At 72.2% G+C, this 20,097-nt stretch carries 17 protein-coding genes; 8 read left to right on the forward strand and 9 right to left on the reverse strand.

The features are described 5' to 3' along the window. Positions 1–45 precede the first annotated feature (45 nt). The gene (gene metF / locus ACWDZ7_RS10645; RefSeq protein WP_451796317.1) at positions 46–963 is read left to right on the forward strand and encodes a methylenetetrahydrofolate reductase [NAD(P)H]; all 918 of its coding nucleotides are present in this window, start codon (positions 46–48) and stop codon (positions 961–963) included. Positions 964–1,015: 52 nt separating this feature from the next. Next, the gene (locus ACWDZ7_RS10650) at positions 1,016–1,870 is read left to right on the forward strand and encodes a hypothetical protein (protein WP_451796318.1); all 855 of its coding nucleotides are present in this window, start codon (positions 1,016–1,018) and stop codon (positions 1,868–1,870) included. A 30-nt stretch (positions 1,871–1,900) separates the two neighbouring features. Here the strand turns inward: ACWDZ7_RS10650 and ACWDZ7_RS10655 are convergent, their stop codons facing one another. From ACWDZ7_RS10655 to ACWDZ7_RS10675, 5 genes are all read right to left on the reverse strand, one after another. Beyond that, positions 1,901–3,400 carry a phytoene desaturase family protein gene (locus ACWDZ7_RS10655; RefSeq protein WP_451796319.1) on the reverse strand — a complete coding sequence of 500 codons (1,500 nt, stop codon included), beginning with the start codon at positions 3,398–3,400 and terminating at the stop codon, positions 1,901–1,903. Between the two features lie 49 nt (positions 3,401–3,449). After that, entirely contained in the window at positions 3,450–4,061 is a 612-nt protein-coding gene (locus tag ACWDZ7_RS10660) for a DUF4126 domain-containing protein (protein ID WP_451796320.1), read from the reverse strand. Between the two features lie 359 nt (positions 4,062–4,420). Beyond that, on the reverse strand, positions 4,421–5,041 hold the full coding sequence (locus tag ACWDZ7_RS10665; RefSeq protein WP_451796321.1) for a TetR/AcrR family transcriptional regulator: 621 nt from the start codon (positions 5,039–5,041) through the stop codon (positions 4,421–4,423). A 47-nt stretch (positions 5,042–5,088) separates the two neighbouring features. Further along, the gene (locus ACWDZ7_RS10670) at positions 5,089–7,173 is read right to left on the reverse strand and encodes a YhgE/Pip family protein (RefSeq protein WP_451796322.1); all 2,085 of its coding nucleotides are present in this window, start codon (positions 7,171–7,173) and stop codon (positions 5,089–5,091) included. Further along, positions 7,145–7,906 carry an ATP-binding cassette domain-containing protein gene (locus ACWDZ7_RS10675; RefSeq protein ID WP_451796323.1) on the reverse strand — a complete coding sequence of 254 codons (762 nt, stop codon included), beginning with the start codon at positions 7,904–7,906 and terminating at the stop codon, positions 7,145–7,147. The genes ACWDZ7_RS10670 and ACWDZ7_RS10675 overlap by 29 nt, the downstream gene beginning before the upstream one ends. A gap of 158 nt (positions 7,907–8,064) precedes the next feature. On the opposite strand from ACWDZ7_RS10675, the gene ACWDZ7_RS10680 reads away from it, so the two are divergent. The 3 genes from ACWDZ7_RS10680 (at position 8,065) to ACWDZ7_RS10690 (ending at position 10,237) form a co-directional block, all read left to right on the forward strand. Then, positions 8,065–8,616 carry an SAV_6107 family HEPN domain-containing protein gene (locus tag ACWDZ7_RS10680; RefSeq protein ID WP_451796324.1) on the forward strand — a complete coding sequence of 184 codons (552 nt, stop codon included), beginning with the start codon at positions 8,065–8,067 and terminating at the stop codon, positions 8,614–8,616. A 98-nt stretch (positions 8,617–8,714) separates the two neighbouring features. Further along, positions 8,715–9,551: a class I SAM-dependent methyltransferase gene (locus ACWDZ7_RS10685; protein WP_451796325.1), complete on the forward strand. Its 837-nt coding sequence runs from the start codon at positions 8,715–8,717 to the stop codon at positions 9,549–9,551. 275 nt (positions 9,552–9,826) lie between these two features. After that, entirely contained in the window at positions 9,827–10,237 is a 411-nt protein-coding gene (locus tag ACWDZ7_RS10690; RefSeq protein ID WP_451518286.1) for a DUF3040 domain-containing protein, read from the forward strand. A gap of 147 nt (positions 10,238–10,384) precedes the next feature. On the opposite strand, the gene ACWDZ7_RS10695 is transcribed toward ACWDZ7_RS10690, so the two are convergent. From ACWDZ7_RS10695 to ACWDZ7_RS10710, 4 genes are all read right to left on the reverse strand, one after another. After that, positions 10,385–12,844, reverse strand: a complete 2,460-nt coding sequence (locus ACWDZ7_RS10695; RefSeq protein ID WP_451796326.1) for a transglutaminase TgpA family protein — start codon at positions 12,842–12,844, stop codon at positions 10,385–10,387. A 102-nt stretch (positions 12,845–12,946) separates the two neighbouring features. Next, a complete protein-coding gene (locus ACWDZ7_RS10700; RefSeq protein ID WP_451796327.1) occupies positions 12,947–14,317 on the reverse strand; it encodes a DUF58 domain-containing protein in 1,371 nt (456 codons plus the stop codon). Further along, complete coding sequence (locus ACWDZ7_RS10705) at positions 14,317–15,354, reverse strand: AAA family ATPase (protein ID WP_451796328.1); 1,038 nt, start codon at positions 15,352–15,354, stop codon at positions 14,317–14,319. Before ACWDZ7_RS10705 ends, ACWDZ7_RS10700 begins: the two co-directional genes overlap by 1 nt. Positions 15,355–15,597: 243 nt before the next feature. After that, positions 15,598–16,218 carry a beta-class carbonic anhydrase gene (locus tag ACWDZ7_RS10710; RefSeq protein ID WP_451796329.1) on the reverse strand — a complete coding sequence of 207 codons (621 nt, stop codon included), beginning with the start codon at positions 16,216–16,218 and terminating at the stop codon, positions 15,598–15,600. A gap of 356 nt (positions 16,219–16,574) precedes the next feature. Between ACWDZ7_RS10710 and rsmH the strand changes: the two genes are divergently transcribed. The 3 genes from rsmH to ACWDZ7_RS10725 are packed head-to-tail and all read left to right on the forward strand — an operon-like array spanning position 16,575 to position 20,077. Then, entirely contained in the window at positions 16,575–17,534 is a 960-nt protein-coding gene (rsmH, locus tag ACWDZ7_RS10715; RefSeq protein WP_451796330.1) for a 16S rRNA (cytosine(1402)-N(4))-methyltransferase RsmH, read from the forward strand. A gap of 50 nt (positions 17,535–17,584) precedes the next feature. Further along, entirely contained in the window at positions 17,585–18,127 is a 543-nt protein-coding gene (locus tag ACWDZ7_RS10720; RefSeq protein WP_451796331.1) for a septum formation initiator family protein, read from the forward strand. A gap of 6 nt (positions 18,128–18,133) precedes the next feature. Next, complete coding sequence (locus tag ACWDZ7_RS10725; protein WP_451796332.1) at positions 18,134–20,077, forward strand: peptidoglycan D,D-transpeptidase FtsI family protein; 1,944 nt, start codon at positions 18,134–18,136, stop codon at positions 20,075–20,077. Positions 20,078–20,097: the final 20 nt, after the last annotated feature.

Below are 20,097 nucleotides of genomic sequence, written 5' to 3' on the forward strand. Positions count from 1 at the left end.
CCAGGCCCGGTTGGGGGACCGCCCGGGCCTGGCTAACCTGCCCATATGGCCCTAGGCACAGCTTCGACCAGGACTGACCGTGCGCGCACGGTGCGCGACATGCTCGCGACCGGTAAGACGACGTTCTCGTTCGAGTTCTCCGCGCCGAAAACCCCGAAGGGGGAGCGGAACCTCTGGAACGCCCTGCGCCGGGTCGAGGCGATCGCCCCGGACTTCGTCTCCGTGACCTATGGGGCGGGCGGTTCGACGCGCACCGGCACGGTCAAGGAGACCCAGCAGATCGTCGCCGACACCACGCTGACGCCCGTCGCGCACCTGACCGCGGTCGACCACTCCGTGGCCGAACTGCGCAACATCATCGGGCAGTACGCGGACGCCGGCATCCGCAACATGCTCGCGGTCCGCGGCGACCCGCCGGGCGACCCGCTCGGTGACTGGATCGCGCACCCGCAGGGCCTCACCTACGCCGCCGAGCTGGTCGAGCTGATCAAGGAGTCCGGCGACTTCTGCGTGGGCGTCGCCGCCTTCCCCGCGATGCACCCGCGCTCGGCCGCCTGGGAGTCCGACACCCGGCACTTCATCGACAAGTGCCGGGCCGGCGCGGACTACGCGATCACGCAGATGTTCTTCGACCCGGAGGAGTATCTGCGGCTGCGCGACCGCGTCGAGGCGGCGGGCTGCCGGACGCCGATCATCCCCGAGATGATGCCGGTCACCAACGTCCGCCAGCTCGACCGGCTGCCGCAGCTCAGCAACGCCGTGTTCCCGGCCGAGCTGAAAGAGAGGATCCTCGCGGTCAAAGACGATTCCGCCGCTGTACGCTCCATTGGCATCGAGTTCGCGACGGAGTTCTGCGCGCGATTGCTGGCCGAAGGCGTGCCGGGATTGCACTTCATCACGCTCAACAACTCCACGGCGACGCTGGAAATCTACGAAAATCTCGGTCTGCACCAGCAGGCCTGAACGGCAGTACCCCCGTACCCACGGGCGGCGGCCGTAGGGGAGTGGGGCGTACATGGGCTGGACGGTCCTCTACATCGCGTTCGGATTCGTCGCGCTGTGGCTGCTCGGCGAGGTGCTGTTGCAGTACAAGGCCAGGCTGCGCTGGCGTCTGCTGGCGTTCGTGGGCTTCCTGGGGGTCGTCGTCGGTGTGCTGATGCCGTCGGTCTGGGTCATCGGGATCGGGGCCATCGCCTTCGCCACGGGCCAGACGTACGTGACGCTGTCGTTCCGCCGGGGCTTCTCCACCGGCTGGGCGCTCGGCGGGCAGCCGGGTCTGAGCAAGCGCCGCAGGAAGCCGTCCCAGGCGCCCGCGCCGGAACCGACGCTTGAGGTCTCCGACCTGGAGTACGAGCAGGTGCCGCCGCCGCCCGACCACGGCCCGGGGGTCTATGAGCCTCAGCCGCTGCCCGACGACACCGGGCAGTACGGCGTCTACAGCGACGCGCCGTACGCCCCGCCCGCCGCGGGCGATGCCCACCAGGGCGACGCGCAGGGCTATGACGCCGCGGCCTACACCGGCTACGACCAGCAGAGCTACGGATACGACGAGACCGGGCACCAGCAGTACGCCGCGTACTCCGACCCGTACGTCGGCACCCAGACCTACGGCGCCGGGCAGGGCTACGAAAGCTACGGCGACCAGCAGCAGTACGCCCCGTACGGCGGCGACACCTACGGCGGGCTCGGCGAGGTCTACAACGACACCCCGCCCGGCGGCGTCTGGGTGCCCCAGCAGCGCACCACCGACGAGCCGTACGGCGGTGAACTCCCGCCGGAGCAGGGGTATCCGTACCAGGGCGGGCACGCCGGGGGCTTCGACGACCCCGGGCACAACCCGGGCCACAACGAGCAGCAGTACCGCTACTGACCCTCTCCGGAGGCACTGAGCCCCTCCGCGTCACTGCGAGCCGCGGAACTCCGGGCCCTCGACGATCAGCCCCGCGACCAGCGCGCCCGACATGCCCGCGTGAGGCAGGCCGCCGCCGGGGTGCGACCAGCCGCCGACCGTGAACAGGCCCGGCAGGCGGGTGGTGTTCGACGGGTGCAGCAGCTTTCCGCCGCCCGCGGCGAGCGTCAGGGCCGGGACCGCGCCGCCTTCGGCACCGGTGGCCTCCGCGATGTCGGCCGGGGTGCGCGCCTCGTGCCACAGGAGGCGCTCGCGCAGCCCGGGGATCACGGACTCCGCGCGGGAGATCACCCGCTCCACGTCGGCCGACGCGACCTCCAGGCGTGCGGGCACCGTCACCGTGAGCGTCACCGCCTCGTGCGCGCCGTCGGGCGTGAGGTCCGGGTCGTCGGGGCGCAGCACCGTGACGGTGGGGGAGGCGGGGAGTCCGGGCCGCTCTCCGAAGAGACGGTCCAGCTCGTCCTGACGGTCGGCGGAGTGCAGCACCGTCCGGTGCGGGACGCCCTGGGGGCGGGCGCCGGACAGGGCCAGCAGGACCGTCAGACGGCTGAGCATCCCCGAGCGTGCGGGGACGTCACCCTCCGCTCGTATGTTCACACCGGACAGCATCTTGTCCAGGGCGGCGGGTGCCGCACCGGCGACCACGAAGTCCGCGTCGGCCGTCGTGCCGTCCGCGAGCTCCACGCCCGCGGCCCGGCCGTCCTTCTCGACGATCCGGACGACCGTCGCGTCGAACACGAACTCGACCCGGCGGGCGAGACACCGCTCGTACACCGCCGTGGCCAGCGCACGCAGACCGCCCCGCACCGACCAGATGCCGAAAGTCTGCTCCAGGTACGGCAGGACGGCCGCACTCGCCGGGGTCGCCCGCGGGTCCAGGCCCTGCGCGAGGGCGAACTGCTCCAGGAGCGCGACCAGGCGGGCATCGCCCCCCAGCTCCTGCTCGCCGATCTCACTGAGCGTGGCCGCGCGGCGCTCGCGGCGCAGCAGACGCTTGTGGGGCACCGCGGGGTACGGCTCGCGGGCGCCCAGCACCTGCCAGTTCGGGAAGAGAGGCTCCTCCAGGAGAGGGCGGCGGGTGCGGTCCCAGGCCTCTCTGGCGCGGTTCATGAACGCCGCCCAGCGGTCCCCGGCGCCGTCACCGAGGGCCGCGTCCAGGGCCGCGCCGACGCCCGCGCGCGAGGCGTTCGGCAGGTCCGTCGTGGTGCCGTCCGCGAAGACATGGCGCACGGCCGGCTCGACCTGGGAGAGCTCGACGCACTCCTCCAGGGACTGCTTGCCGGTCTTGACGAAGACGTCGCGATAGACCGCGGGGAGCCGGAGCAGCCCCGGTCCGGTGTCGAACGCGAAGCCGTCCCGCTCCACGCGGCCGAGCGCACCGCCGTACGTCCGCCCGCGTTCGTACACCACCACCCGGTGGCCCGCGACGGCCAGCCGGGCGGCGGCCGTCATCGCGCCCATCCCGGCGCCGATCACCACAATCCGTGCCATGCCAGGGACTTTATCGGCCGCCACTGACAGTCACCCCGCGGCCCCGGTCTCAGGGCGGCGGCCCCGTCCGTCCCGCGAGCAGCCTCTCCTCGCGCCGCTGCGCCCTGCGCCGCAGGAACCGGCGGATGCGCGAGAGGAGGAAGAACAGCAGGAACAGGCCGAGCAGCAGAAGCACCGCCGCGATGATCGCGGCGGCCTCCGGATGGAACATCGCGAAGGAGATGATCCCGCCGACCCCGAGGTCCTCGGCCGTGCTCAGCACGACGTTGCTGAACGGCTCGGGCGAGGTGTTGACCGCCATCCGCGTCCCGGCCTTCACCGCATGGCTGGCCAGTGCCGTCGTCCCGCCCACGGCCCCCGCGGCCAGATCCGGCAGTGACCCGCTCTGCCCCGCGAGGAGCGCCCCCACCACGGCTCCCGACACCGGCCGGATCACCGTGTGCGCCGTGTCCCAGACGGAGTCGACGTACGGGATCTTGTCGGCGACGGCCTCACAGACGAAGAGCACCCCGGCGGCGATCAGCACATCGGGCCGCTGGAGCGCCTCGGGCACCTCGTCGCTGATCCCGGTCGCGCCGAAGACGCCGAGCAGCAGGACAACGGCGTACGCGTTGATCCCGCTCGCCCAGCCGCTGGTGAACACCAGGGGGAGTACGGACACGGACGTGATCGTAACCACTCCGGAACGGGTCGGCCTGGGGATGAGCGCGCACGCCTGAGTATCCGTACCTAGTCAGTGAGATGAGTACGCGCGCGGATGGGCCCCCACCTGGGAAGACGGAAGAGTGAGGGGCACGGAGAGGGGCGCGGCGCCAGTACCGCCGACACGGGGCGGCGGAACGGCGCCGCGCCCTTGGCCGCTCCTTCCGCCGTGAGGTGGAAGGAGGTACGGGGGTGACTCGGGGGCGACCACACGGGGGCCGAACGGGGGTTCGGGGGGACACGAAGAAAGCGCCGGTCCGGTGCCGCCTGGAGAACAGGGGGCACCGGACCGGCGCCGTCGTGTCCGCTTCCGAGCCGCTACGCGCGCGTGCCGGCGACCCGGCCCTGCAGCAGCCGTGACAGCGCCGCGTGTACGTCGTCCAGGGAGCGCTCCGGCTGGAAGGCCTGCCAGTCGAGCGCGGCGACCAGCACCATGCCGACGAGCGCGGCGGCCGTCAGCGGGATGTCGATCTCCTCGCTGAGTTCGCCGTTGTCGACGCCCGCGCGCAGTACGTCCTCCACCACCGCGACCGCCTGCTGCCTGACCACCAGCAGAGTGGACTGCCAGGCCCGGTTGGTGCGCCAGAGCTCGGCGACGTACAGCTGGGTGAAGGCCGGATAGCGGTTGATGAAGACGAGGCCGGCCCGGATCATCGCGTCCAGGGCGTCGACCTTGCTGCCGCCGCTCTTCTCCGTCTCCTCGGCCGCCTCCTTCAGGGAGGCGGTCAACAGGCCGACGCCGTGCCGCAGCAGCTCTTCGAAGAGGACCGACTTGCTCGCGAAGTTGTAGTAGACGGTGCCCTTCGCTACCCCGGCCCGTTCGGCGATCTCGTCGACCGTCGTGGCGGAGAAGCCCTGCTCCGCGATGAGGGTGACGGCTGCCTCGTAGAGCTTCTGCCGGGTGGCCTCGCGGCGGGTGCCGCCTGCACTGCTGTCCATGACCTTGATTCTCACAGGTCTCGCTGGGCGCCCCTGCTCCGGCGTGCTCACAGGGTCAGCTCCGGGTGCAGCCGGTCCATCGTCCACACCTGCTTGCGGTGCGCGGAGAGCGCGGTGAGCGCGAGGGCGCCCACCGTGAACGCCGTCAGGACCGCGCACGCCTGCCAGACGGGACCGAGGCCGCCGCCCGTGATGAGCCTCCGTAGAGCGTCGACGACGTGACTCATCGGCAGGAAGGGATGGATCGCGCCGAAGAAGCCGGGACTCGTCTGCACCGGGTAGGTGCCGCCCGCCGACGTCAGCTGGAGCATGAGGGCGGCGAGGACGAGGATGCGCCCGGCCGCCCCGAAGCGGGCGTTGAGCCACTGCACGATGGCCGCGAAGCACGCCGTCACCAGGCACAGGAAGCCGATCGTGCCGGCCGCCCTGGTCATCTGGAGGCCGAGCCCCCAGTGCAGCACGGACATGAGTGCCGCCGTCTGCAGCACCCCGAGGGCCGCCACCGGCAGCCAGCCGGCCAGCGCGATGCGCCACGCGGAGGCGCCCGCGGCGAGCGCGCGCCGGTTGAGCGGCTGGATCAACATGTACGCCACCATCGCGCCGACCCACAGGGACAGCGGGATGAAGTAGGGCGCGAAGCCGGTGCCGTAGTTGGGCGCCTTGTGCATCGACTGAGAGGCGAGTTGTACGGGGTCGGCCATGACGTCGGTGCGCTCGTCACGGTCCTTCTTGTCGTAGTCGGGGATCTTCTTGACGCCGTCGTGCAGCCCGCCGGAGAGCTTCGCGGAGCCGTCGGCCAGCTTGAACATGCCGCCCTTGAGGTCGCTCGCGCCCCTCTCCAGCTCGCCGATGCCCGCGTCCAGGTCGTTCGCCCCGGTCTCGGCCGTGCCGAGGCCCGTGTGCAGCTTCCCGGCGCCGTCGGCGACCTTGCCGGCGCCCTTGTCGAGGCCGTTGATCCGGGTGACGGCCTTCTCCAGGTCCTCGTCGAGGTGCGGGGCACGGTCGGCGAGCGCCTGCGACTTCTTCTGGAGGTCGGCCAGGTGCTTGTCGAGCTTCTTGACGTCGCTGTGCTGGTCCCTGATCAATGTGTTCATGTCGTCCGCGATGGTCGACACCTTCTCGGCCGCCTTCTTGGCCTTCTTGGTCTCGGAGCAGGAGGGGTCGGGAACCGGGGCCTTCTCGCAGTGCTCGGTGTAGAAGGCGCCGATGATCCTGGAGCCCTCCTCGGCGCCCTTGGCCGCCCCGGGCGCGAGCTTGACCCAGGTGTCGAGGTTGCGGCGCATCGCCTTGGAGGAGTCGGCGACCAGCTGGGCCGTGTCCCCGATGGTCTTGCCGTTGTCCTTCAGGAAGGGCCGCACCTTGCCCGCGGCGCCGTTGACCTTGCCGGCCAGCTTGTGCGTCCCGTCCGCGACCCGCCTCGCGCCGCTCTTCAGGTCGCCCGCCTTCGTGTGGAGCTTCTTGACGCCCGCGGCCAGCTCGCCGCTGCCGTCCTTGGCGTCCCCGAGGCCCTTCGCGAGGTCCGTCGAGCCCTTCTTCGCCTTGCCGATGCCGCCGTCGAGCCTGTCGGCGCCCTCGGCGGCCTTCTGCGTCGCGCCGTGGATGTCGGAGAACGAGATGAATATCCTGTCGAGGAAGGAGCGCGAGGCCTTGGTGGACGCGGCCCTGCGCACCTCGGAGAAGACCGTCCGCGAGATCTGCCCGACGATGTAGTTGTTGGCGTCGTTCGTACGGACCCGCAGAGCGCCCGTCTCCGGAGAGTCCCCCGAACTCGACGCGACGCGTTTGCTGAAGTCCGACGGCATGGTCAGCGACAGGTAGTACGTCCCGTCCTCGACGCCCTCGCGTGCCTCGGCGTCACCCACCTCGTGCCACTCGAAGGTCTTGCTGTCGTGCAGCCCCTCGACGATGGAGTCGCCCGCCTGGAGCTTCTTGCCCTGCGCGGTGGCCCCCTTGTCGTCGTTGACGAGCGCCACGGGGATGCGGTCGAGGCGGCCGTACGGGTCCCAGAAGGAGCACAGGTACAGCGCGCCGTACAGCAGGGGCAGCAGCAGGAGCGCGACGAGCGCGAGGCGTGGCAGCTTCCCCCTGCCGAACCGCCTCAGCTCAAGCGCGGCCAGCTTCGGCGAGCGCATCCGCCGTCTCCTTGTCGTCGTCGGTACGGATCACGACCGCGCCCTCGGGGGCCTCGCTGCACACCGCCAGGACGGTCGTCCCGCTCTCGGCGAGGGACTTCAACAGGCCCCAGGCCTCGGCTCGTTCGGCGTCCGAGAGCTTCAGGTCGGTGTCGTCGACGCCGAGCAGGCGCGGTCGGCCGATCAGTGCGAGGGCCACGGAAAGGCGCAGGGCTTCGAGCCGCTCCAGATCGCGTACGGAGGTCCGCCGGCCCTTGGGCAGCGACTCCGTGTCGAGCCCGGCGGCGGCCAGCGCGGTGTCGACGCGCAGCCGGGACTCGTTCCGCCGCTCGGCGCGCGGCCGCAGCAGCCCCCGCAGCAGCCCCCGCAGCGGTCCGCCGTACCGCCGCTCCAGGAGGGCTCGTTCGCGCAAGTGCTCGGCGACGGTCAGGGCCGGGTCGAGATCGGTGACGCCGGGCACGGGCCCCAGAGCGCTGATCCGGCGCACCGCGGCCAGCTGCTTGGGCAGCCGGAAGCGGTCCACGCACGCGTGCCCCTCGGTGGCGCGCATACGTCCCGTCAGAGCGAGCAGCAGACAGGTGCGGCCCGACCCCGACGGGCCCTCCAGCGCGATCAGCGACCCGGGCTCCGCGTCGACGCCGATGCCGCGGAACACCCAGCCCCGCGGCCCCCTGAGCCCGAGTCCCTCGGCGGTGACGGCGGCGCCCCGCACGTCGTCGGTCGGACCGTCCACAGTCCCCCCTGCCCCCTTTTGAACTGACTGGTCAGTTCAAAAGTAAGCCCGAACCGCCGATCGAGGCAAAGGGCCAGGTCAGACCCGATTGTCAGTGGCGTACCCCACGATGGGCACATACGGCCACCGCGCCGTCACACGACGACAGGAGGTTCGTCATGGCCAGCACTTCCGCAGCAGCCGCACACCGGCACAGCGCCGTGCGCCCCGCGCCCTCACTGACCGGCCCGGCGAGCGATGTCCACCCCGTCCTGCGCCGCGCGACCGCCCCACCCGCCGCCCTCGAACTGCTCGCCCAGGCCCACGCCGGAATCGACGAGGCCACCCGCCTGGACCCGCCGAACGAGCGCTACGCCACCGCCCACCTCGCCGCCCTGCGCACCGCCGCCGCCGTCCTGGCCGCGCGCGGGCGGCCCGAGACGTCCCCGCGCCGCAGGCAGCGCATCCGCAGCGCCTGGGAAGTCCTCCCCGAGATAGCCCCCGAACTGACGGAGTGGAGCGCCCTGTTCGCCTCCGGCGCCGCACGCCGGGCCCGCGCCGAGGCGGGCATCCAGGGCGCCGCCACCGCCCGCGACGCCGACGACCTGATCCGTGACGTGGCGATGTTCCTGCGCCTCGTCGAGCGGATGCTGGTCCTCCAGCCGGTGCTGCCCCAGCCGAGGCAGGAAGCGCGGGACACGGGAGAGGAGCGGCAGCCGGACGCGGGCTGACCGGCACGTCCACACCCCGGGACGGATGACCGGGGCACTGCACGGCAGGCAATAGGGTGGGCACGATCGCAACCCCACGCGCCGAGGAGTCAACTGCCGTGTCGGACCCGATGCGCCCGCCCGTCTCCCACCACCGCCCTCAAACGGCGTCGCCGCGCTCCGACCCCCCTCGTCCCCGCGCCTCTCTGCGTACCGCCGTGGTCTGGGACGTCCTGAGCGACGCCCTTGACCGCCGCCTCAAGGCCACGGGCCCACAGCCGCGCACCGAACTCGACGTGCTCGACACCGGAGGCGGCAGCGGCAACTTCGCGGTGCCCGTCGCCCGCCTCGGTCACCGTGTCACGGTCGTCGACCCCAGCCCCAACGCCCTGTTCGCACTGGAGCGCCGGGCCGCCGAGGCCGGTGTCGCGGAGCGCGTGCGTGGCGTCCAGGGCGACATCCTCGGCCTCTTCGACGTGGTGGAGCGCGGCGGCTTCGACGCCGTCCTGTGCCACGGCGTCCTGGAGTACGTGGACGACCCGGCCGAGGGCGTGCGCCTCGCCGTCGACGCGCTGCGCCCCTCCGGAGTCCTGAGCCTGCTCGGCGCCGGCCTCGGCGGGGCCGTGCTGGCGCGGGCCCTCGCCGGTCACTTCAAGGAGGCGCAGACCGCGCTCACCGACCCGGCGGGCCGCTGGGGCGCGGGCGACCCCGTGCCGCGCCGCTTCACCGCCGAGCAGCTCACCGAACTGGTCGAGGCCGCGGGCGTGCGCGTCGACGCGGTGCACGGCGTGCGGGTCTTCGCCGACCTGGTCCCCGGCGTCCTCGTCGACACCGAGCCGGGCGCTCTGGAGGCCCTCCTCAAGCTGGAGGCCGCCGCCGCCGAACTGCCCGCCTTCCACTCCGTGGCCACCCAGCTGCATGTGCTCGGTGAGGCGCGCGGTACCGCCGAAGCGTGAGGTGCGCCTGCGGCCGCCCCGCTGATCAGCGACGCAGCCGCACATGGAGTACGCCACAGGACCCCCGAACGGGCTACCGGCGCCGTATGATCGAGGGACACCGTCCTGCATGACGGCCCGGCCGCTGGGGAATGCACGCTTCAGCGAGCCGGAGCGATGTGAAGGTCCGGTTTGGCGAAGTTGGCGCAGAGGGGCGGGTTTCACGGGGGCGATTCCCTGCCTATCCTGAAGGGGACCCCCGGTCGCCCCGGCGACTGCACGATGAGGAGGACTCCGTGCCGCTCTCGGAGCACGAGCAGCGCATGCTCGAGCAGATGGAGCGAGCGCTGTACGCCGAAGATCCCAAATTCGCGACAGCGCTTGAGGGAAGCGGGCTGCGTACGTACACCCGGAAGCGGGTCTACCAAGCGGTCGTCGGCTTCCTGGTGGGCATCGCCCTTCTCATGGCCGGAATGGTCGCCCAGCAGATCTGGATCAGCGTGGTGGGGTTCCTCGTCATGCTGGGCTGCGCGGTGCTCGCCGTCACCGGTTGGCGCAAGGCCCCGAAGCCGGGCGAACAGCCCGCGGGCGCGGCCGCGCAAGGTGGGCCCCAGGCTCGTCGGCAGACAAGGCAGCGCCGTTCGGTCATGGACCGCATCGAGCAGCGGTGGCAGCGCCGCCGCGACGAACAGCAGGGTGGTCAGTGAGCTCGGCCCCGCGAGGCTGACCGGACGGACTTGAGTGTGCGTGAGGGGTGACCACCCAAGGGCGGTCACCCCTCACGCATGTCCCGGCTCACGGGTGTCCCGGCCGGGGCGCTCATACATGCCCCGGCCGGCAGGCAATCCCCCGCCTCAGCTCTCCGGTGAAGCCCGCCGCAGCAGCCGCCGCGGCAGCCTCCGGGTCAGCGCCGCCCACCGCTTGGCGGCCCGCTTGCTCCAGTGCGCGCTGAACGCCGCCCAGCGGTCCGAGGCGGCCCACACCACCCGTGCGGCCGAACGCGGCGCGAGCGTCGCCCGCAGCCGGGCGGACCGGCTCGCCGAGGCCCGCAGCCCCTCACGTACGCGCCGCACATCCTCGGAGAGCCCCGTCACGGGAAGCCGCGGGTTCGGCGCGTAGAGCGCCTGCTCCACGGCGGTCGCCACCCGGTGGGCGGCCTCCGCGGGCCCTGTGGTCAGCTGCCCGACGCGGACGATCCGCGCGGCGGCCTTCCGGGGGGTCTGTGACTCGTCCGGCTCAATGCCGTGGTCCCAGGCCGTATCGGTCACTTCGAGCCAGGCGGACAGGGTCCGCGCCGTGGAGACCGCGGGCGCCATGGTGACCGTCGGCCCACCGACGACAGGGCCCAGCCGCACCGTCTGCACGCGGGAGCGCCACAGCAGGGGCAGCAGCGGCACCAGGATGAGGAGCAGCGCCGCCAGGGCCACCAGGACGATCATCCCGATGGGCGGCCCGTCACCCCCCGACCCGGCCGCGACCTGCGGGGCGGCGCTCGCGCAGCCACCCTCCTTCCTCATGTCGGGCGGGCAGCTGTCCGACGCCGAGGGCGCCGTGGACGGCTCCGAGGAGCGGGACGGCTCCGGGGTGTCCGGGTCGCTCACGCCGCCGGAGGGGACGTCGGAGCGCGTGTACTCGGGCACCGAGCCGCGGTTCGGCGTCGGCTCGAAACGGGTCCAGCCCACGCCCTCGAAGTACAGCTCGGGCCAGGCGTGCGCGTCTCGCAGCCCGACCGACATCGAGCCGTCGGCCTGCGCGGAGCCCGGAGTGAAGCCCACGGCGACCCGGGCCGGTATGCCCAGCGTCCGCGCCATGGAGGCCATCGCGAAGGAGAAGTGGACGCAGAAGCCTTCCTTCTGCTTCAGGAACTTCTCGATCGCGGCGGGACCGCTGCCCGCCCGCACCTGGGTGTTGTACGTGAACCCGCCGTCCGAAGCGAAGTAGTCCTGGAGCCTGACCGCCTGCTCGTACGGGTTCGCGGCATCCTTGGTGACCCGGCGGGCCGTGTCCGCGACCATGTCCGGCAGGGAGTCCGGCACCTTCGTGAACTCGCGCCGCAGATCCGCCGGGGGCGGGGACGCGTTCGCCAGCTGCTCGGCCGTGGGCTCCACGACCAGGCTCGTGACCTGGTACTCGGAGCCTCGCGTGGTCTGGCCCCGGTCGCCGACGAGGGCACGGCCCACCGGCTCGTACCGCCAGCGGCCGTCGATCTTCACCTGACTGGCCGGGAAGGGCATGGGCAGCCAGTTCTGCGCGTAGCCGTCGGCGGCCTCGATGTTCGTCCGGATCTCGGTCCTGCGGACGTCGGGGAACAGCCCCTGGGGGGCCGGCAGGGGTGACGGCACGTCCTGGATGCGCCGGACGGTGGTCTTCCAGGTGGTGCCGTCGAACTGGTCGAGCGAGACGATCCGCAGATACAGCTCGTCGGACCGCTCGGCGTTCGTGCGGTACGAGATGACCTCGCGGTCCTCCGGCTGGTTCAGGCTGTCCTGGAGCGCGACCAGCGGATTCACGGCGGAGATCGTCCCGCCGCCGCCCGAGCCGCCCCCGCCCGGGCCGCCGGAGCCGTCCAGGAGGCCACCGTCCAGGGCCGGCAGCACGACCGGCACCACCAGGGCGATGCCCAGGGCCAGGGCGCCGATGCGCCGCCCCGTGCGGACCGGGGCGACCGCTCCGGAACTGCTCTCCAGGCCCCCGGAGATCCGCCCCGGAGCGCGCGCCGCGCCACCGAAGACGCGGCCCCACTGGGAGAGCCGGTCCCGGCCCTCGGCCAGGAGCAGCAGCAGATAGCCGGAGGCGGCGAGCAGGAACCACAGCCACCCGGCGCCGTCCCCGGACAGGCCCGCCGCGACCGAGTACAGCGCGAGCAGCGGCAGCCCGGCGGGGGCCGCCGTACGGAACGTCACCGCGAGGGCGTCCACCGCGAGGCCGATCACCAGGACGCCGCCGACCAGCATCAGCCGGATGCCGTCGCTGAGCGGCGCCGGGATCGCGTACCGCCCGACGTCGTCACCGCCCGCCTCCAGGAGCAGCCCGAAGCGCCGGAACACCTCGGGCCCCGGCACGATCCCCGCGAGGGCCTGCTCGCGGGCGAAGACCAGGGTGAGCAGCAGCAGCGTCACCAGCGCCTGCACCACCACGGTGAGCGGCCTGGCCAGCGGCACCCGCCGGGCCAGCGCGCCCACCCCGCTCTGCATCGCGAGCAGGATCACCGCCTGCAGGAACCACGTCGCCGGATCGACGAGCGGCAGCAGCGCCCCCGAGGCCATCACCGTGGCCGCGGTGGCGCACAGCGCGAGCCGCGCGCGTCCACTCATGAGCGTCCCCCCACTGTCGTACGTCCCTGCCGTGCGGCCGGGCCACCCGCGCGCGGGCCACCCGGCGATCCGTGCGGCGCCCTCATCCCCGGCCCCCGGTCGTCATCCCCAGCCCCCGCTCGTCGTCGTCCCCGCGGAGGGCGCGGCGCCCGCGCTCGTGCGGGCGTGGTCCGCCTGGCGCCACAGGTCCGTCAGGCTCGACCCCGGGGGCGCCGCCAGCGCCGTCCAGCCTGCCGCGCGCAGCATCCGCACCCGCGCGTCACCGGCCTCGGAAGGCACACCGCCGGGGCCCTGCGCCCAGGCCGCGCTGTCCAGGACGAAGGCGACCGCGGCGCCACTGCGCCGGCGCATCTTGGCGACGATCGCCGCCTGCTGCTCGTCGAGGTCGCCGAGGAAGGCGACGAGAAGGCCTTCGTTGCCGCCGCGCAGCACGTCGTACGCGCGCGAGAGCCCGGCTCCGTCGGAGTGGTCGACGACCGCGAGGGTGTCCATCATCAGCCCGGCCGCGTCCGCGGACTCCTGGCTCGCGCCCGCGAAGCCGTCGGAACCCTCGCCCGGCACCGAGGTGCCCGTATCGGTCAGGAGCCGGACGGAGAAGCCCCGTTCGAGCATGTGCACCAGTGTGGACGCCGTGCCGGAGACCGCCCACTCGAAGGCCGAGTCGGGCCCCGCGCCCCGGAAGCCGGCGCCCCGGGTGTCCAGGAGCACCGTGCAGCGGGCCCGCTGCGGCTGCTCCTCGCGGCGGACCATCAGCTCGCCGTAGCGCGCGGTGGAGCGCCAGTGGACCCGGCGCAGGTCGTCGCCGTGGCGGTACCCGCGCGGGATGACGTCGTCCTCACCGGCGAGCGCCAGCGAGCGGTTGCGCCCGTCGCCGTACCCCTTGGCCTCGCCCGTGAGCCGCACCGGGGGCAGCGCCTCCACGCGCGGGATGACCGTCAAGGTGTCGTACGTCGAGAAGGAGCGGGTCAGCTCGCACATCCCGAACGGGTCCGTCAGACGCAGTTGCAGCGGCCCCAGCGGATAGCGTCCACGCAGGTCGGAGCGGACCCGGTAGGAGACCTCGCGGCGCCCGCCCGCCTCCACGCGGTCGAGCACGAACCGGGGCCGGGGCCCAAGGACGTACGGCACCCGGTCCTGGAGCATCAGCAGTCCGGTGGGCAGCCGGGAGACGTTGTCCATGCGCAGATGGACGCGGGCCTCGGAACCGGCCGGCACGCGCGCGGGAGAGAGCCTGCGGCTGCCCGCGACGCGGTAGCGGGTGCGGAAGAGGACGACGGCGCAGACCAGCGGCAGCACGGCGAGCAGCAGCCCGACGCGCAGCAGGTCGCTCTGGCCGAGCACGTAGGCGCAGATGGCGGCGGCGATGCCGGCCGCCAGGAAGGAACGTCCGCGGGTGGTCAGGCCCGCGAGGGCCGTGCGCAGCCCGCCCTTTTCGTCATCGGCGGGACCCGACGGCCTCCCCCCGGCCGTCATCACAGCCCCCGAGCGCCGGGCGGAGGCCGGTTGGGCGGATGCTGGTCGAAGAAGCCGCCGTTGCCCGGCTGCGCGGCGGCGGGGACCGGGGTGTGCTGGAGGATTTCGAGGACGACCGATTCGGCCGTACGGCGGTTCAGCTGGGCCTGCGCGGTGGGCAGCAGGCGGTGCGCGAGGACCGCGACGGCTAGGGCCTGCACGTCGTCCGGCAGGGCGAACTCCCGGCCGCTGAGCGCGGCGGAGGCCTTGGCGGCGCGCAGCAGGTGCAGCGTGGCGCGCGGGGAGGCCCCGAGTCTGAGATCCGGGTGGTTGCGGGTGGCGGCGACCAGGTCCACGGCGTACCGCCGGACGGTGTCGGCCACGTGGACCGTGCGGACCGCGTCGATGAGCTTCACCATGTCGTGCGCGTGCGCCACCGGCTGGAGGTCGTCCAGGGGCGAGACGCCGCCGTGCACGTCGAGCATCTGCAACTCGGCCTCCGGGGACGGATAGCCGATCGAGACGCGCGCCATGAAGCGGTCGCGCTGCGCCTCGGGCAGGGGGTAGGTGCCCTCCATCTCCACGGGGTTCTGGGTGGCCACCACCATGAACGGGCTGGGCAGTTCGTACGTCTGCCCGTCGATGGTGACCTGCCGCTCCTCCATGGACTCCAGGAGCGCGGACTGCGTCTTCGGAGAGGCGCGGTTGATCTCGTCGCCGATCACGATCTGCGCGAAGATGGCGCCCGGCTTGAACTCGAAGTCCCTGCGCTGCTGGTCGAAGATGGACACCCCGGTGATGTCCGAGGGCAGCAGGTCCGGCGTGAACTGGATCCGCCGCACCGAGCAGTCGATGGACCGCGCGAGCGCCTTGGCGAGCATGGTCTTGCCCACGCCCGGCACGTCCTCGATGAGCAGGTGCCCCTCGGCGAGGAGCACGGTCAGCGAGAGCCGTACGACCTCCGGCTTGCCCTCGATCACACTCTCCACCGACCTGCGGACACGCTCCGCTGTGGTGGTCAGATCTGTAAGGCTCGCTCGATCGTCATAGGTCGTCACCCGGCCCTCCTCGGCCCTTCCCCGCGCTCTCGAGGAGCAGGGGATACCCCATTGCCGGGCCGCCGCTCACGCGCACGACCCGGTCCACACGAATTCACCGACACCACGCGTGAATGGTCCGCGTGGTGTCACCTCCCGCATTGTTGTTGGGCATACCGGGTCGTGTCACTCGCCTGTGGATAACTGGCGCCGATTTGTCGGGTCTTACGACCTTTTGTCAGTCATGCAGCGGGCATGGGAGCGTCATGCGGGATCGATCTCCCGCAGCAGACCCGTCGTCACGTCGAACACGAATCCGCGGATGTCGTCGGTGTGCGGCAGGAACGGCGAGGTCCGCACGCGCTGCATCGACTGGCGTACGTCCTGCTCGACGTCGCGGAAGGACTCCACCGCCCAGGTCGGCCGCTGGCCGACCTCGTTCTCCAGGTCCTGCCGGAACTCCTCGGTGAGGGACTCCAGGCCGCAGCCGGTGTGGTGGATGAGGACCACGCTGCGGGTGCCCAGGGCGCGCTGGCTGATGGTCAGGGAGCGGATGACGTCGTCGGTGACCACGCCGCCCGCGTTGCGGATGGTGTGGCAGTCGCCCAGTTCGAGGCCGAGCGCGGCGTGCAGGTCGAGGCGGGCGTCCATGCAGGCGACGACGGCGACGCGCAGGACGGGACGGGCGTCCATGCCCGGGTCGGTGAAGTCGGCGGCGTATCTCTCGTTCGCCTCGACCAGGCGGTCGGTGACCGTGCCGACGGCTGTGTCGCCGATCGGCTCTGCGGGGGTGCGGCCCAGAGGGGATGCGGAAGTCGACATGGTTCTGACGTTAGTGGTCAGTGATCGACTCGGCCCGCTGTGAGAAGGGACAAAGAACGCCAAAGACTCTTGTTGTGAGGTAACCCACAGCAGTGCGGCGGCTGCACCCGAATGGGTTGTTTCGACCGATTTGCACGTCTGTTCTCGACCGGCCCGCGACGCGCAGGCCGGTTGATTGACCGGGCGACACCGTGGACTAAAGTGACGCGAAGCGGGAGGCGTGACCTGCTCCCCACTGGACCGCACATCCCGGAGATTCCCTGAATCCCCACGTGCGCGGCGCGTACGTACGGCTCGGCCTCCTCCCGCTCCCGGTCGGCTGACGCCACTTCCCCGGCGCCGGCGGACCATTCCCCTTCACGGAGCGGGCGGGGACCCGGCAGTGCGTACGGACGCCGCGCCGGACCTGAGAGGGCCCCTTGACCGACAACAGCCGACACGTCCCGGTGATGCTCCAGCGGTGCCTGGACATGTTGGCCCCCGCCCTCGCCGAGCCGGGCTCGGTCGTCGTCGACTGCACCCTGGGCCTCGGCGGCCACAGCGAGGCCCTCCTGGCCACCTTCCCGTCGGCGCGCCTCATCGCCCTGGACCGGGACAAGGAGGCGCTGCGCCTGTCCGGTGAGCGGCTCGCCCCCTACGGCGACCGGGCCACCCTGGTGCACGCCGTCTACGACGAACTCCCCGAGGTGCTCGACCGCCTGGACGTCCCGCGCGTCCAGGGTGTCCTCTTCGACCTCGGCGTCTCCTCCATGCAGCTGGACGAGGCGGACCGGGGATTCGCGTACGCCCAGGACGCGCCCCTGGACATGCGCATGGACCAGACGACCGGCATCAGCGCGGCCGAGGTCCTCAACACGTACGCACCGGGTGAACTGGTGCGGATCCTGCGCCAGTACGGCGAGGAGAAGCAGGCCAAGCGCATCGTCAGCGCCGTCGTGCGCGAGCGTGAGAAGGAGCCGTTCAGCAACAGCGCGCGGCTCGTCGAACTCATCCGCGACTCCCTGCCGCAGGCCGCCAAGCGCACCGGCGGCAATCCCGCCAAGCGCACCTTCCAGGCCCTGCGCATCGAGGTCAACGGCGAACTGAGCGTCCTGGAGCGGGCCGTGCCCGCGGCCGTGAAGACGCTCGCCGTCGGTGGCCGGATCGCCGTCCTGTCGTACCACTCGCTCGAAGACCGCCTGGTCAAGCAGGTATTCGCGGCCGGTGCCGCGAACACGGCCCCGCCCGGCCTGCCGGTCGTCCCCGAGCGCTACCAGCCGCGGCTCAAGCTTCTGACCCGCGGTGCCGAACTGCCCACCGAGGAAGAGGTCGCCGAGAACCGCAGGGCGGCCCCGGCGCGGCTGCGGGGCGCGCAGCGCGTACGGGAAGACGTCCGCTGAGCAGCACCCGCTGATCAGAGTCCGCTGATCAGAGTCCGCGAGGAGGCTCCATGAGCAAGAAGCCCGAGCTGAGGGGGAGGGCCGCCCGCCTCGCGCGACTGCTGCCACAAGGGCCGAACCAGGCCGCGCGCACGCCCTTCGTCCTCCTCGTCGTACTGCTCCTCGGCGGCGGCCTGATCATGCTGCTCGTCCTGAACTCCTCGCTCAACGAAGGCTCGTTCCAGGTGAGCGAGCTCAAGAAGGAGATAAAGGATTTCACCGAGGAGGAGCAGCAGCTCCAGCGCGACGTGGACGGCTACGCGGCCCCCGACGCCCTCCAGCGGCGCGCCGAAAAGCTCGGCATGGTCCCCGGCGGCGACCCGGCCTTCCTCGACCCCGACGGCACCGTGCGCGGCGTGCCCGGCGCCGCCCCGCCCGCGCCGCGCCCGCAGGAAGCGGCGCCCCCGGCGGTCTCCGTCCCGATCCCCGTCCCGCCCCCGGCACCCGCCCCGGCGACCGTGACCTCGCGGCCGACGGCCCCTCAGCCGGTGGCCCCCCGAGCCGCGGCTCCCCGGCCCATGAAGCCCGGCCCCACGACGACCCCCGGCAGGTGACGTTAAGTGTCCGACAGGGAACCCCCGCGGCGCCGGGTGCCAGGGCCCGCCAAGCCCGCGCGCTCCGCCGCGCCCCGCCGCCCGGTCTCCGCAGGGCGCTCCGCCGCCCGCCGCCCCGGACAGAAGGCCAAGCCCCGCACCATCCGCCTGGGCAGCCCCCGCCCCCGGCTGCGCATGGTCAGCCTGGGCCTGACGCTGGTGATGCTGGCCTTCGTCGTACGGCTGCTCCAGGTGCAGGCCGTCGACGCCGGCGTGTACGCGGCCAAGGCCGAGAAGAACCGCTACTTCACGCACACCCTGGCGGCCGAGCGCGGGCGCATCACCGACCGCGGCGGCGTCGAACTGGCCGCCAGCGTGGACGCGTACGACATCACGGCGGACCCCACGCTGTTCACGCGGAAGGAGATGAAGACCAAGGACGCGCCCGAGCAGGCCGCCGCGCTCCTGGCGCCCATCCTCGGCAAGAGCGCCGCCGAGCTCACCAAGAAGCTCAAGACCCGCGACACCCGCTACGTCCTGCTCGCGCAGCGCCAGACCCCCAAGGTGTGGAAGCAGATCAAGGACCTGCGCGGCGCGCTCGCCGAGAAGGCGGACGCCGACCCCGACTCCCCGAACGTGCTGGCCGGTGTCCTCGCCGACCCGAGCAGCAAGCGGGTCTATCCCAACCGCGCCCTGGCCGCCGGGATACTGGGCTGGGTCAGCACCAACGGCAAGGGCGGCGGCGGTCTGGAGCGGCAGCTCGACAAGCAGCTGGCGGGCGAGGACGGCAAGATCCGCTACGCCCAGTCCGGCGGCCGCCGTGTGCCGACCGCGGGCTCCACGGAGACGCCCGCGGTGCCCGGCTCCGACATCGAACTCACCATCGACCGCGACATCCAGTGGGCCGCGCAGAACGCCATCAGCAAGCAGGTCGAGAGGTCCAAGGCCGACCGCGGCTACGTGATAGTGCAGGACACCCGCACCGGTGAGGTCCTCGCGATGGCCAACGCCCCCAGCTTCGACCCCAACGACCTCTCGAAGGCCAGTGGCGCGGCGCTCGGCAACGCCGCCCTCCAGGACGCCTTCGAGCCCGGCTCCACCGCCAAGGTCATGTCGATGGCGGCGGTCCTCGAGGAGAACGTGGCCACGCCCGGCACCCATGTGACGGTGCCCAACCGGCTGCACCGCGGCGACCGCCTCTTCCAGGACGACATCGACCACCCCACCTGGAGCCTGACGCTCAACGGCGTGCTCGCCAAGTCCTCCAACATCGGCACGATCCTCGCCACCGGGCAGCTGGGCAAGACGCAGCGAGAGGCCAACGAGGTCCTCTACGCGTACCTGCGGAAGTTCGGCCTCGGCAAGGAGACCGGGCTCGGCTTCCCCGGCGAGACGTCCGGCATCCTCGCGCCCGCAGGCAAGTGGTCCACCTCCCAGCAGTTCACGATCCCGTTCGGCCAGGGCGTCTCGATCAACGCCATGCAGGCGGCCTCGGTCTACTCGACGATCGCCAACGGCGGCGTACGCGTCGAGCCCACGCTGGTACGCGGCGCGAAGGGCCCCGACGGCGCCTTCAAGCCCGCGCCGAAACCCAAGAAGACCCGCGTGGTGAGCGAGAAGACGGCGAAGACCCTGTCGCAGATGCTCGAATCCGTCGTCGACGACGAAGAGGGCACCGGCACCAAGGCCCGCATCCCCGGCTACCGCGTCGCGGGCAAGACCGGTACGGCCAACCGGGTCGACCCGGCGACCGGCCGCTACAAGGGCTACACCTCGTCCTTCGCCGGCTTCGCGCCCGCCGACAAGCCGCGCGTCACGGTCTACTGCGCGATCCAGAACGCGACCAAGGGCAGCTACTTCGGCGGTCAGATCTGCGGACCCATCTACAAGGAAGTCATGGAGTTCGCCCTGAAGACGCTCCAAGTCCCGCCCACGGGGAGCGGTCCGGCCCGCCTTCCCGTCACCTTCTAGCCCGCAGACCGACCAGGAAC

This window comes from Streptomyces sp. NPDC003032 (assembly GCF_053591415.1).